Source organism: Rubritalea sp. (assembly GCF_039830215.1).
Lineage (GTDB): Bacteria > Verrucomicrobiota > Verrucomicrobiia > Verrucomicrobiales > Akkermansiaceae > Rubritalea.
In genome coordinates this window covers 1-12,399 of sequence record NZ_JBDOPO010000379.1, presented here as the reverse complement: position 1 = coordinate 12,399, position 12,399 = coordinate 1, and the positions used below count along the sequence as shown (strand labels likewise).

At 46.2% G+C, this 12,399-nt stretch carries 12 protein-coding genes; 3 read left to right on the top strand and 9 right to left on the bottom strand.

The features are described from left to right. Positions 1-129: 129 nt before the first annotated feature. The 5 genes from ABGY95_RS13045 to crtI (ABGY95_RS13025) form a co-directional block, all read right to left on the bottom strand. Positions 130-798: a hypothetical protein gene (locus ABGY95_RS13045; RefSeq protein WP_347442124.1), complete on the bottom strand. Its 669-nt coding sequence runs from the start codon at positions 796-798 to the stop codon at positions 130-132. A gap of 76 nt (positions 799-874) precedes the next feature. Further along, positions 875-2,314 (bottom strand): deoxyribodipyrimidine photo-lyase, encoded by a 1,440-nt coding sequence (locus ABGY95_RS13040; RefSeq protein WP_347442123.1) that lies wholly within the window; start codon positions 2,312-2,314, stop codon positions 875-877. Positions 2,315-2,317: 3 nt separating this feature from the next. Beyond that, positions 2,318-2,752, bottom strand: coding sequence for a hypothetical protein (locus tag ABGY95_RS13035; RefSeq protein ID WP_347442122.1), 435 nt, complete (start codon positions 2,750-2,752; stop codon positions 2,318-2,320). A 34-nt stretch (positions 2,753-2,786) separates the two neighbouring features. Continuing rightward, the gene (locus ABGY95_RS13030) at positions 2,787-3,905 is read right to left on the bottom strand and encodes a glycosyltransferase (RefSeq protein WP_347442121.1); all 1,119 of its coding nucleotides are present in this window, start codon (positions 3,903-3,905) and stop codon (positions 2,787-2,789) included. Beyond that, complete coding sequence (crtI, locus tag ABGY95_RS13025; RefSeq protein WP_347442120.1) at positions 3,905-5,419, bottom strand: phytoene desaturase family protein; 1,515 nt, start codon at positions 5,417-5,419, stop codon at positions 3,905-3,907. Before crtI (ABGY95_RS13025) ends, ABGY95_RS13030 begins: the two co-directional genes overlap by 1 nt. 59 nt (positions 5,420-5,478) lie before the next feature. Between crtI (ABGY95_RS13025) and ABGY95_RS13020 the strand changes: the two genes are divergently transcribed. Continuing rightward, entirely contained in the window at positions 5,479-6,864 is a 1,386-nt protein-coding gene (locus tag ABGY95_RS13020; protein ID WP_347442119.1) for an aldehyde dehydrogenase family protein, read from the top strand. Here ABGY95_RS13020 and ABGY95_RS13015 read toward each other — a convergent pair. From ABGY95_RS13015 to ABGY95_RS13000, 4 genes are all read right to left on the bottom strand, one after another. Beyond that, entirely contained in the window at positions 6,854-7,306 is a 453-nt protein-coding gene (locus tag ABGY95_RS13015) for an SRPBCC family protein (RefSeq protein WP_347442118.1), read from the bottom strand. The genes ABGY95_RS13020 and ABGY95_RS13015 overlap by 11 nt on opposite strands. A gap of 7 nt (positions 7,307-7,313) precedes the next feature. Next, positions 7,314-7,940, bottom strand: coding sequence for a hypothetical protein (locus tag ABGY95_RS13010; protein ID WP_347442117.1), 627 nt, complete (start codon positions 7,938-7,940; stop codon positions 7,314-7,316). Continuing rightward, on the bottom strand, positions 7,934-9,469 hold the full coding sequence (gene crtI, locus ABGY95_RS13005; RefSeq protein ID WP_347442116.1) for a phytoene desaturase family protein: 1,536 nt from the start codon (positions 9,467-9,469) through the stop codon (positions 7,934-7,936). The genes ABGY95_RS13010 and crtI (ABGY95_RS13005) overlap by 7 nt, the downstream gene beginning before the upstream one ends. Positions 9,470-9,534: 65 nt before the next feature. Beyond that, positions 9,535-10,437, bottom strand: coding sequence for a cobalamin-dependent protein (locus ABGY95_RS13000; RefSeq protein WP_347442115.1), 903 nt, complete (start codon positions 10,435-10,437; stop codon positions 9,535-9,537). A gap of 163 nt (positions 10,438-10,600) precedes the next feature. Here ABGY95_RS13000 and ABGY95_RS12995 point away from each other — a divergent pair, with 163 nt between their 5' ends. Together ABGY95_RS12995 and ABGY95_RS12990 are read left to right on the top strand one after the other, a co-directional pair. After that, positions 10,601-11,131 (top strand): CIA30 family protein, encoded by a 531-nt coding sequence (locus tag ABGY95_RS12995; RefSeq protein ID WP_347442114.1) that lies wholly within the window; start codon positions 10,601-10,603, stop codon positions 11,129-11,131. Between the two features lie 49 nt (positions 11,132-11,180). Then, positions 11,181-12,389, top strand: coding sequence for an MFS transporter (locus ABGY95_RS12990; protein WP_347442113.1), 1,209 nt, complete (start codon positions 11,181-11,183; stop codon positions 12,387-12,389). The last annotated feature ends 10 nt before the right edge of the window (positions 12,390-12,399 follow it).

The window sequence follows — 12,399 nt, the reverse complement described above, 5'->3', positions numbered from 1 at the left end:
GTCGCCAGTAATGGTTTTTCTTGCTTGGTACTTGAGGTAATTAACGCCTACTTGAATACCAGCACCAGCGATCTTGCTCGCTCTGCCTATTTTACTTTTAGGGATTTTTGTTTGTTCTTTCATCAGTGCTTAGCGTGGTGTGACGGTGAATTTTCTGAGGAGGAATCGGCCGAGATCGAATGCCGAATCGAATGAGCCTGAGCGTGCGACATCTGCACCTAGCTTTATGCTCTTTTCGATCAGAGCATCGGTGTCTTGAAATTCTTCTGAGTGGTCCTTTCTGTGAAATTCAATGATGGCCCTGAGCTGTTCAAACAGCAGCTGGGGGTATTTGTCTGTGAGGTTTTTTCGGTCCGCAATGGAGCCTTCTTCGAGGCCTTGTGCAATGAGCTGTGCCGCGAACTCGATGAAGCGTTTTCTCATGGGTTTGAGCGCTGAGCTGCAGCCAGGTCGTGGAAAGTACTCTACAATACGTGAACGGTTCTTTTGAGCGTGGAGGAAGAACGTGAACATAAACGCTAGGATCTTTTGCTCACTCGTGTAGTCAGCATAATCGCTGTCTTCATGCAGGACTCCAATAGTCTCTTCGACTAGTCGGTCCCAGTAGCCCGATTCAATGGATTCGAAACTGGAGGCATGTTTGTAGAACTCAGCCTCCTCAATATTCATCGACTGAGAGAAAGCATAAACGCTCTGTGGTCGTTTGCCCTTAGTGAGGAGAATGTGCCAGTAATGGTCCTCAAGTATTTCTTTGCTCAGCGGCGGTGTGTCAGAAGTGGATTGAGTGTCGGATTTCATAATTCTTTAGTTTAGGTGTTGATCTGGTGTGGTCAAATTTTCAGTGAATGGATGACGCTTTTAAAGCAGGAGAGATCTAGAGGCTGTCTTTGAATTTCGAGTAGGCGTCCAGAGCTTGTTGCCTACCTTCTTGATGGCCAATGATGGGGAATGGGTACTCAGTGCCAAGTTTGACGCCAGCGGCCTCTAATTCGAGAGGCTCCATTTCCCAAGGTGCGTGGATTTGATCGGTGGGTATATTGCGCAACTCCGGGAGCCATTTTTTTATGTATGTGGCATCTGGATCAAATTTCTTACTTTGAAGGATCGGGTTGAAAACTCGGAAGTAGGGGGAGGCGTCAGCACCGCAGCCACCTATCCATTGCCACCCTTGAGTGTTATTCGCTAGGTCAGCATCGACAAGCGTGTCCCAGAACCAATGCGCACCTTCTTGCCATGGTTGGAGTAGGTGTTTGACTAGAAATGAAGAGGCGACCATCCTTACTCGATTGTGCATCCATCCCGTTTTCCAAAGCTGGCGCATGCCTGCGTCGACGATTGGGTATCCAGTCTGACCGCGTTGCCATTTGGTTAGGAGCTCGGTGTCGTAGTCCCATGGGAACGATTGGTATTCATTGCGTAGCGGTTGATCGTGTGTGTGTGGGAAATGGTAGAGCAGGTGGGCTGAAAATTCTCTCCAGAAGAGTTGGCGGAGCATACCATTGTGAGCTAGATCTTTAGCTGTACAATGCGTTAGTACTTCGTGGTGAAACTCGGTAGGGCTAATTTGTCCAAAATGGAGGTAGGGTGAGAGCCGGCTAGTGCCATCATCAGAGGGAATATCGCGGAACTCTAGATAGTGAGAGGACTTGGCAATCGCTTGTTTGAGTAGTTTTTGGCCACCAGATCGAGTTGGCTGCCAGAATTGAGCCATATCAGTGTCCCATGGAATGGTGGGCAGAAGCTTGAGAGCATCGAGCGAATCACTTTTTAGTTCTTGAGGCGCATTATGTACGCTCTTGTTCGCTGGACTAGTATCAGGAGCTTTGAGCTCGAGAGTGAGGCATGCTTTCCAGAATGGGGTAAATACTTTATAGGGTAAACCTGATTTATTGGCTATTTTGAGTGGATCGAATAGTAGACTCCCGTTGAAAGTTTTGACTTCTATCGCATCCGCAGCTAAGGCTTTTTTTATTAATGTATCACGGTTTATTGATTGCTCCTCATAGCATCGATTCCAGTAAACTGCTTTGACTGGGGATTCTAGCGTGAGTGCTGTGAGTTCTGAAAGTGAGGATTCTGAGCTGCGAAGTATCAAGCTCAGTCCATGGGTCTCTAGCTGTGTGGACAGGTCTTTAAGTGCGTGATGGAGCCACCAATTAGATGCGGCACCCCGTCTCCATTTACCGTCTTCGTTAGGACTGTGAATGAAGAGAGGTATGATTGCGCAGCCACTGTTGGTGGCGGCATTCCATGCTGGGTTATCGTGCAGTCGAAGATCTCTGCGAAACCAAACAATGCAGGTGTCTTTACTCATATGTTATGTTTTTTTATTAAGCACACGAATGAGGCGAGCACGCGTGTAGCGAAGGTTTAGAATACACGGGAGATTAGAAACTAGTGCGTAGCCAACAATGGCTAGATTGGCTGGCCATGGGTTCCAAGCTATGAATCCACTGATCACTAAAATTTGAGCATAGTGTGAAAACTCACCACGCCTTGTTTCTAGAATGAAGCACTGAAGGTATGCTGGTGAAGTGTCGGTGAGGTTACCTTTAGCAAACCCACCCATCCAAGGAGCAGCATCGGGCAGCAGCCCTTTCCATTTTTTTGTACAGAAAAGGTGGTGGTGAAGAGACATTTCAAAGTCACTGATGGGTATATTTTGAGCTGATGCAAAGAGGGCATTCGGCATGGTGGTGGTAATCCATGCGAGTACAAGATGCGCCAGAGGAATGCCAATGATATTGAGCAATACAATCCAGGTGTTTGATAATTCAATCCACATCTCAATCAACCATGCGTCCTTTCCATTGGGTCTTTTTACCGCTACTCTTATCAATCAGAGCTTTGAAAAATAGAGTTTGGTAAAAGATGAGTGCAACGCCGAAAAATAGGGCGTTGAGTACGCTAAATGTACCCGCGATTCTAAATGCCCATGCGCAAGCTAGAGCATTGGACATATAGCCAATAAGAACGCAGAAACTGTAATGTTGTGGTGCATAAGAACTTCCAATAAAGCACAGTGAGACGATACTGAGCATTCCAGCAGTGATCCATATAGAGGAAAGAATGAGGGTATTTTTTTCGACCTTTGCAGCTCCGCTGACGAACCCCTTTTTCCAGCTATCCCAGAGTTCATTGAAACCTGTAGGGAACATGCGCATGCTGATGAGTCCTTTGCCAAGATAACATGCGCAGTGAGCACCGTTAGACTTGAGTAATGCAGCGAAATGGAAATTCTCTAGAACTTTGTCCTTCACCGCAGCGTGTCCCTCATTTTCCATGTAGAGTGATTTTGTCAGCAAGAGTGTCTGCCCGAAGAGTGCTGGGTTTTGACCCGATGCAGTTCCGTAGCCAAAGGCACTCACACCGGCGACCATCAGAGCATTGAAATAGGCAGACAGCTGTTCGTATGGGCGAGCGACTGTGTGGTGAGGGTACAGCGAGTAGGCGGTGTTTGTGTTACCGCTGTTGATGAGATGGCCTAATTTTTCGATGGCCCCACGGTGCAACCGGACGTCAGCGTCCAGAAATAGCAACCAATCACCCGTGGCGGAACGCGCTCCTTGGTAGCAGGCCCAAGGTTTACCATTCCAGCCGTCGGGCAACGATTTCGATGCTAGAACTAATGCACCACCCTCAACTGCGAGCCTTGCTGTGCTGTCGGTCGACGCATCATCGACAATGATGGCTTCGTGGATTGAGTCCCACTCGGGTTTAAGCGATTCTAGAAGCCCTGGGATATTGGCACCCTCATTGCGTGCCGGAACAATGATTGAGATTGTAGGTTTTTTTTTTGTTTGATTTTTAGTAGTGGCAATCTTAGCTAAATAGCGAGGCTTCCCTAGAATGAGTGGGACGGAGAGCGCGCAAATTGTGGCTAGGATAGGAAGGAGAACTAACATTAGCCGATAGGGTGCCGTTTGATGATACGATCCGCACATTTTTGACCGGAGAGCACCACCATCGGCATGCCGCCGCCAGGGTTAGTACTACCACCAGTGAAATAGAGGTTGTCGTATTGGGAGCTAGTTTTAGGAGCCTTGAAGCCGTAGTTCTTTTTCCAGTCGGTAACCACACCATAAATGGAACCTTTATTGGAGCGGTACATGCGCTCAATATCGATAGGTGTGAGAAGGTCTTCGGTAATGATGCTCTCGCGTAATCCAGTGATTCCACAGCGCTCCATTTTGTCAATACAGCGATCTTTTAAGGCCACGTAATCTTCGTGTGTGATGCCAGATCCATCCTCAAGCGGAGGAATGTGTGGTAGGATTTTGATGTTATCGCATCCGTTAGGAGCTTTACTTGGGTCGGTGCGCGTGGGCGCTACAACATAGAGTGTTGGATCATCTGGAAGTTGCTTCTTGTGGAAAACGGTCTCGAAATGTTTGTGTTGGTTTTCTGAATAAAAGAAATTGTGGTGAGCTAATCCCGGGTGGATTTTATCGGTGCCGATGTGCAAGACTATACCGGAACATGCAGGTGCAAACTTGTCTAACTTCTTGATGAACTTCTGTGGTTCATTGAGTAGTTGTTCATAGCACGGAATGACCTCCATATTGCTAACGATGATATCACAAGCGTGTGTTGTACCGTCAGAAAATCGCAACCCGGTCACTTGTTTTCCACACTTTTCGATAGCAGTTACATCTGTGTTGAGATGAACCTTGATTCCCATCTCATCGATCAACTTCCCTAGGCCTCGTGCCAAATTATACATTCCCCCTCTGACGTACCAAAGTCCGTAGTCGAACTGAATGATGGGCATCAGATTCATGTAGCCAGGTGAGTCCAGCGCTGAGGACCCTACGTATTTGATGAAGTATTCTAGGATCATCCGCATCTTTGGGTCTGAGATGCGACTGGCTATGGAGTCAGCCATGTTGCCTTTGTAGTCAATCTTACCGGAGATCAATTGTGTTTTGTAGTGCCAGAAAAATTCCCACAAAGTGTCGATGCCTGCGCTAAAATAGCCAGAATCGATGATCCCATATTGTTCACGAGCATAACTGAGAAAGCTTTGGAATTCCATCCAGTGCTTTTCGGGGTCTCCAGGGAGCTTGCTCAATTCAGACTTCATCCTATCAGGTTCTTGGTAGAGGTCTAGAGTGGGGTGGTTTTCAAAAAAGTTACGCCAATGCGGGGTTACAGCATCTAGCTGGACATAGTCGTCCATGTCCTTTCCTGCGCGTTTGAAAAGGTCTTTAAAAAGTTGTGGTAAGGTAAATATCGAGGGACCTAGGTCGAAAGTGAACCCGTCTTTCTCAAGCAGGTTGAGCTTACCTCCAATCCGCTCATTTTTTTCAAAGATCTCCACATCGTATCCAGCTGACTTTAGGGAAATGGCGGCGGATAGACCACCTAGGCCCGCGCCGATAACGGCAACGCGTGATGCATTTGTTGTTGTTGGTTTCAAAATTTGTTTCTCTTGTTAAATAGGTGAACTGAATTAGTTTAGCTTTTAGAACTAAGCTTATGGAAGTAGAGCAAACACAGCAGCAGATCGGTGATGTCTTAAAGCGGCAGAGGATGCATTTTTCGGGAGGAAATACTTTGGGTTTTGCTGATCGTGCGAGGCATTTGCTGAAGTTAGAAAATGCGTTAATCTCACACAAGAATGATATACTAGAAGCTCTCCGGTTGGATTTAAATAAGCCTGCGGTGGAAGGTTTTTTGGCTGAGTATTATTTTTTACTTCAAGAAATCCGTTTGGTGAGAAGATCGCTAAAGAAGTGGCTGAAGAGAAAGAGGGTGCAGAGCCCAATATATTTTCAGCCCTGTCGTAGTGAAATTTGCCATGAGCCATACGGTGTTGTGTTAGTTGTAGCGCCATGGAATTATCCAATACAGTTAGCGTTGGCTCCGTTAGTGTCAGCTATTGCAGCAGGGAACACAGTGGTACTCAAGCCATCTGAATTGTCATCGGCAAGCGAAGCATTTTTGGTGAAGTTATTAGCCAGTATTTTTCCAACAGACTTAGTCCATGTACAAACCGGGGGAGTTGAGGTTGCATCAGCATTGTTGGGTGAAAAATTTGATTTCATCTTTTTTACTGGGAGTACGGAGGTTGGGAAAATCGTTGCGCGGAAGGCTGCTGAGTCACTGACTCCTAGTGTTCTAGAATTAGGTGGGAAGTGTCCATGCATAGTTGATAGTTCGGCGGATATTAAATTGGCAGCTGGGAGGATTCTTTCTGGTAAATTTTTTAATGGTGGCCAAACCTGCTTTGCACCAGATTTTGTCATTGTTCATGAGAGTGTAGAACAGGAGCTTTTATCTTTAATGAAGAGCGAGTTAGAAAGGGTTCCGTGGTGTGAGGAAATGGCGCATGTGATCAATGAACACCACTACCAACGGTTGACTGATTTATTAGATGGAGTGGATACCGAACAGGTGGTCTGTAGTGGTAAGGATGATGTGTCTCATTGCAAAATGGCTCCGCGATTAGTGAGTGCTATTGGTTGGGATCATTGTTTGTTGAAGGAGGAGGTCTTTGGGCCCATTTTGCCGATTGTAAGCTATAGTAATGAGAGTGAATTACTGGAAAGATTGTCTACTTACAGTGACCCTCTAGCACTCTACTTGTTTGCAGAGGACAAGGGGTTTTGTAAGAGAATACAGCAATCAAAACGATCAGGTGCAGTTTGTATCAATGACACTATGAAGCAGTCATCCAATCTCTATCTGCCATTTGGTGGCGTAGGGGACAGTGGTAATGGACGTTATAGGGGTGAGTTTGGGGTGAAGGCGTTTAGCTATCAGAGAGCAGTGGTTAAACGTGGTAAGTTAGGGGCAAAGTGGATGGACCTTAAGCCTCCCTATGGCAGGCTGATGCCATGGTTTGAGCGTTTCATGCGTTGAATAATTCGTCAGTCAACCGTCTGCGTTCGTCAAAAATGTGTTTGAGTTTACTCTTCACATGCAATGCGTGAGCTAGAGTACCAATAGGACCAAACGGCAGAGCGTAGATAATGTCATCAGTCATCAATACGCCGTCATCGTTTTCTTTAAACCGGTGAGTGTGGTGCCAGACTTTGTAGGGGCCAATTCTCTGATCATCTACGAAGCATTTTCGATCCTCAACTAGTGTGATTTCGGTAAGCCATTTGACCCACACCATCGGGGCGACTTTGATGCGGTAACCTATCATCTGGCCGAGGTGCATGACCTCTGATTTACAATGAGTAATTTCAAATCCTACGGATTTAGGTGTGAGTTTATCTAGGTTCCGAGGACTGGAGAAAAAGTCCCAAGCTTCATCTAAATTACACGGAAGTTGTTGTGATCGCTGTAGGTGGTACATCGGTGGGTTATTTGGTGAGTTTGCCGTACTCTGAGTTTGGGTCGATAGTGTGACAAAGTTCTCTAGCCTCTGTCGCACATTCATGTCCATCTTCTGTGAATGCTAGAAACGCGTAGTAAAGGATAGCTTGTTTTTCATTTGGTCTGAGAGTTGATTTCGATTTTTTCACCTCATTGAGAAGAAATTCAAAGTCTGAAACAGAGGAGGCGCGCGTTCCGAAGCGTTTTGGTACATTGTAGTAGGCGATAGCTCTAACCATCCTTACACGTGGGTTGTTAGGCGAGGATGTTACCGCTTGTTCCATTAGTCCTTTGCCAATTTTCAAACTTTTTAGTTTGGTGGGAGGAAAAAATGAATGCTTGGCTTTGAGAGCATAAGAACTACCTAAGTAGACGCGGGCAAGGTCGTTGCTTGGCTTATTAACTAATTCCGCTTCAAATTTGGAGATCTGCTGCGCAATTTTTCCAGTGTCACCTTCTAAACAAATATCGTGCCATTTTTTGAATTTATCATTCTCAGTGGCAGTCGATTGTGTTTCAGCAGGCTTTTGGGCGGGCTTATTTGAAGCCTCTGAGCAAGATGGGTAAAAGGCAAGCGAGCCAACGACTAGTAAAGCGGTTGTATACTTTAGCATGGGGAAAGCTCCGCTGTTTGGTTGAGGATATCCGATGCAAAATCTACTCGGTCGCGCTTTTTTCCGTAGGACTCGCAAATTAGATTTGAGGATATCCTGGCGCTTTCGTAGATCGTAGGGAGACCGCTGCCTGGGTGCGTACCGCCACCCACTAGGTAGATATTATCAAATCCCTGCATACGATTGCGAGGGCGCAGGTAGAGCATCTGGTCCAATGTGTGCGCGAGATTGAAGGTGGCTCCTAGGAAAATGTCAGCACCTTGCCAGCCTTGGGGAGTGATGATTCGTTCTTCGACAATGTGTTCACGTAGGTCCTTCATACCTGTTTTTTCGATGATACGGGAAATGACTTTTTCCCTATAGTCTGCGACGGTTTTTTCCCAGTCATGGCCATTGCGGCAATTGATGGTAGGAACTAGAATGTAAAGCTGTGAGTGCCCCTCAGGAGCGACAGTCGGGTCAGTGACACTCGAATTCCGTATATAAACTGACATATCGTCGGAGATCGCTTCCTCTCCTTGTATATCACGTAAGTTTTGGTGGTAATCATCAGCAAACACGACATGGTGGTGTGGCTCGTCTGTGTAGATTTTGTCCAATCCTAAGTAGAGCATGAAGGTGGAACATGAGTACTTTTTCTTAGTTTGTTGTTCTACACTCTCATTTTTCTCGCCAAAGATCATATGCCGTGCCTGGGCGTAGTCAGCATTGACTATTAGATCATCGCATTCCATCACTTCACCATCAGCGAGAGTGACAGATGCGGCACGCTTTCCGCGGTAGTTGATTTCAGTAACTTCGGAATTTAGTCGTATTTTACCACCTTCTTCTGTGACCACTTTGGCCATGCCCTCTGAGATGTTAGATAAACCACCTTGAACATGATAGATGCCGTGGGCATATTCTATATATGCCAGAATGCTGAAGAGTGCTGGGCAATTCCATGGCGACATTCCTAAATATTTGGCTTGAAAGGTGAAAGCTAACTTGAGGCGCTCATCCTCAAAATACTCACTCAAAACATCCATCACCGATTTTGAGGTGGCAACATAAGGCAGAGCCTTTAGGAGGTTGCTACTTAGGAAGCTACTGATCTTGTGGTAGGGTTTGAGTAGGCAGGGGAATATTGCTTGAAGCTTCTTTGCGTGATCATTCATGAAGCGCTCGTAATTGGCTGATTCCCCTGGGAAGGATTTTTCAATATTTCTGACCATTGTGGCCTGATCATAGCTAGTGTCTAATGAAATATCCCCCCATGTGAGTGTGGTCATTGGGTCTAGTTTAACAAACTCCATGTAGTCCTCAGCTTTACGCCCGGTTTCAGCAAAAACTTCGTCAAGTGTGAATTTTTGGTGAAGAAATGTTGGTCCCGTATCAAAGGTATAACCCCCAGCTTGAATTGGTGCATTACGCCCGCCCACGACCGAGGCTTTTTCTATGATTGTGACGTCGTACCCTCTGTTAGCGAGTAGCATGCCGCTGGTAAGACCGCCAGGTCCCGCACCTATGATGATGATTTTTTTATTCATTAGAAATGGAAGTTTGAGAGGAGGAATGGAGTTGACTTGATTGTGATATGTTGGCTGAAATCTAGCTATTTTCTCAGTATACCTAACACAGGGCTTAAGTCAGCAAGTGTTTTGAGTTGGGTGATTTTAAGTTCATCAAGTGTTGGCCCGTACATTTTAGAGTTGGGTCCACCTATGATTATCGGGATCTGCTTATCTAGCTGGGAGCGTAATTTGCGAAGATGCACATTAATTTGTGGGTCATCTAGAGGGGAGATGATACTGAGGACGACTGCGCGTGCTCCTATTTTTTCAGCTGCGCCAGCTATCTCGTCAGGGGGTAAAGATGTACCAAGGTAAACGACCCTCCACCCGAATTTGCGGGCTTGCGCAGCGGCAATAGTAGCACCGAGTTCATGTAGTTGCCCTTGCGGGGTTGTAATCAATAGTTTTGGGGCGTTGATCGCTAAATTGAAAGGTCTAGCACTGATGCATAGGTAGTCTTTGATGAAGCTAGTGGCGGCGTGCTCTTCAGCGGTAGTAATGTCACCTTCGTGCCACAATATTCCGACTCTACTTATGAATGGAATAAGCACCTTCTCTAGTAAAAAAGAGTAGCCAGATTCTTTGACTATTTTGTCAAAGATTGTCTCGAGTGAGCATTGATCGAAATTTCGAATGGCTTCGAGAGTTTTTGCGATAACTGGCTCGTAAGCTATTTCAGCACACGTATTTTCTGGATTTGATGTTTTCAGAGATTCGTGTAGGCTGGCTAGCTCTTCATCTGACAAGTGAGCGATGTTGCTGATAGCATGTCCGTTCTTAGTTAGGTCAGCGAGCCACACCAAACGTTGGATGTTTTTGTCACTATATTGTCTCCTGTTTGTTTCAGTGCGCACCGGTTGTACTGCCTTGTATCGCTTCTCCCACGTGCGTATAACATGGGAGGTGAGGCCTGATCGAAGAGTTGCTATTTTTATACCATGCATGGGAGCGATTGTGCAAACGAGTAATAGGCGTGTTTATATTTTGTTCAAGTTTTATTGTAGGTTTATGTATTTTTTTTGAACAATATGTAGACGGAGTAGGATTGTGTGAGATGTTGAGCTAGGTTTAGATTTTGAAATGATGATAATATTCCAGATAAATATAATGATGTTAGGATTAGTTGTTGCTCCATTAATGGCTGAAGGTACAAAGGTCTTGGAGCAATTTGACGAAACCAAGCTTGAGTTGCAATGGCAGGCCGTCAACGATGGTGTGATGGGGGGGCTATCAAGAGGGCGCTTTGATGTTAAAGAATATTCAGCTCTCTCATTCACTGGAGATATCTCGCTCAAAAACAATGGGGGATTTTCCTCAATACGAAGCTATGGCATGACTTACGATTTGAGTAAGTACACCGGTATTGAGCTTCGTGTGAAAGGAGATGGCAGAATGTACTACCTGACGTCACGCTGTAATGGCGGACGGATGTTGGCATACTGGAGCCCAATCCAACCAGAAGTGGGCAAGTGGGTTACTCTAAAAATCCCTTTTAGTTCATTCTATGCCACCTCGTTTGGTCGTAAAATTCCAAGTATAAAACTAAACACAAAGAAGGTCACCAGCGTGGGTTTTATGTTATACGATAAGAAAGCTGGTGAGTTTAAATTAGAGGTGGACTGGATCAAGGCGTATTAGTTATTGATGAGTGCTTGTCTCGCTAAGATCGCTGGTCTATGGATGCGCCATGAGCGAGACTGTGGCGGAGCAAAACTGGAAGCGGACTTTCAGTATGGATCTACTGAGGTCTGTCCCTATGGGGGTGACTGAGACAGTCGGCTCGACCTTTGCGATGTTCGTGGCGGTTGGGCTGTTGCAATTAGACAGCTTGTCCAAGTCTGCGATTATTGGTGGGCCTGCGATTGGCTTGTTGCTTGGTTTTTTTACTGTTGCGCTGGTAAGGCGTTTGGGACTGTCTGTAAACATTGCAGCAGCAATTGGCTGGGGGGTGGCAGCGATAGGCTATGGTCTGGTGGCGCTGAACCCTGACAGTGGGAGCATTTTTGTTGCGGGCGTTGTAGTGGCTCTACTGTCACATGCGCTGGCTGCGCCATTGCAGTCACAAATCTATAAGCAACATTACCCTGACAAATCACGCGGGCGGCTGTTCTCAACTGTGGGGATGATGAAAGCGGGCGTGTCGGCTACCTTTGGTTACTTTGCTGGTATGTGGTTGTTGGGGCAAGGGGGCAATTATGGGCCATTGTTCTGGGTATTCAGTATATGCAGCGTATTGAAAGCAGGATTCACCATAGGGATGCGACCAGTGTATCTGAGAAAGACCCAAAAGCTTTCACCCTTTCAGGCACTAGAGCATCTCAAGACAGACAAGGTTTTTCGCAAGTTGATTAGCTCTTGGATGCTACTCGGTTTTGGCAACCTCCTCTGTATGGCGTTATTTGTAGAGTTCATCACGAACCCTAACTACGGGTTTGGCTATGGAGCTGAAAAGGTGAGTTTGGTCACAACGACGATCCCCATGCTGATCTTTATTGTGTCGGTTTTTGTCTGGGGTGCCATTTATGATAAGATGAACTTCTACCAACTACGGGTGATCGTAAATGCGTTTTTCTTCCTAGGGATTCTGGTGTATTTTCATTCACCAAGCTACACTGGACTTTGCATTGGCATGGCTCTGCACGGTATTGGCAAGAGTGGGGGTACCGTACTTTGGAGTTTGTGGACTACAAAATTTGCACCAGCTGCAAGCGTCGGTGAATACATGTCAGTTCACACCCTATTCACCGGCGTCCGCGGGTTGATTTCGGCTTATCTAGCCTTTGTCATTGCGCAGTCGTTTGGTCCGGGAATCGTGTCAGTAGTTGGTGCTAGCTGCATCCTCATTTCCTCTCTGATGTTACTGCCTGAGCTGCTCGCAAGCATGGTGAAAAATTGAGTGGGTCTGG

Bases quoted from the DNA above. Each gene is read 5' to 3' on its own strand.
- ABGY95_RS13045 (WP_347442124.1), bottom strand. From the start codon at position 798: ATGAAATCCGACACTCAATCCACTTCTGACACACCGCCGCTGAGCAAA.
- ABGY95_RS13040 (WP_347442123.1), bottom strand. From the start codon at position 2,314: ATGAGTAAAGACACCTGCATTGTTTGGTTTCGCAGAGATCTTCGACTG.
- ABGY95_RS13030 (WP_347442121.1), bottom strand. From the start codon at position 3,905: ATGTTAGTTCTCCTTCCTATCCTAGCCACAATTTGCGCGCTCTCCGTC.
- ABGY95_RS13020 (WP_347442119.1), top strand. From the start codon at position 5,479: ATGGAAGTAGAGCAAACACAGCAGCAGATCGGTGATGTCTTAAAGCGG.
- ABGY95_RS13015 (WP_347442118.1), bottom strand. From the start codon at position 7,306: ATGTACCACCTACAGCGATCACAACAACTTCCGTGTAATTTAGATGAA.
- ABGY95_RS13010 (WP_347442117.1), bottom strand. From the start codon at position 7,940: ATGCTAAAGTATACAACCGCTTTACTAGTCGTTGGCTCGCTTGCCTTT.
- crtI (WP_347442116.1), bottom strand. From the start codon at position 9,469: ATGAATAAAAAAATCATCATCATAGGTGCGGGACCTGGCGGTCTTACC.
- ABGY95_RS13000 (WP_347442115.1), bottom strand. From the start codon at position 10,437: ATGCATGGTATAAAAATAGCAACTCTTCGATCAGGCCTCACCTCCCAT.
- ABGY95_RS12995 (WP_347442114.1), top strand. From the start codon at position 10,601: ATGATGTTAGGATTAGTTGTTGCTCCATTAATGGCTGAAGGTACAAAG.
- ABGY95_RS12990 (WP_347442113.1), top strand. From the start codon at position 11,181: ATGAGCGAGACTGTGGCGGAGCAAAACTGGAAGCGGACTTTCAGTATG.